Below are 258 nucleotides of genomic sequence, written 5' to 3'. Positions count from 1 at the left end.
GGTTTTTGTTCCGTTTTTTCTTAGATAGGCATAAATCTGCCGGTCATTCGGAAGCAGCAATTCATATGTGCCGCTGATCAATACGCCGTGTTCTTTTCTGAGGGCGAGCAGCCGTTTGTAGAAATGGTATACGGATGTTTCATCCTGCATTTGTGATGCAGCGTTCAGCCATGTGTGGTTCGGATTCACTCCGAGCCACGGAGAAGCATCAGAAAACCCGCCGTTCGCCTCACCGCTCCATTGCATCGGTGTCCGTGA

The 258-nt window shown here is 50.0% G+C and carries 1 protein-coding gene; it reads right to left on the bottom strand.

Translation table 11 applies throughout. From position 1 onward, the window contains the following. A partial coding sequence (locus tag G9F48_RS19455) for an alpha-amylase family glycosyl hydrolase (RefSeq protein WP_446697982.1) occupies nucleotides 1-258 on the bottom strand: 258 nt, incomplete at both ends.

It is taken from the genome of Bacillus sp. EKM420B (genome assembly GCF_011065565.1).
GTDB lineage: Bacteria > Bacillota > Bacilli > Bacillales > Bacillaceae > Bacillus > Bacillus velezensis.
This window is presented reverse-complemented; position numbering and strand designations above follow the sequence as displayed.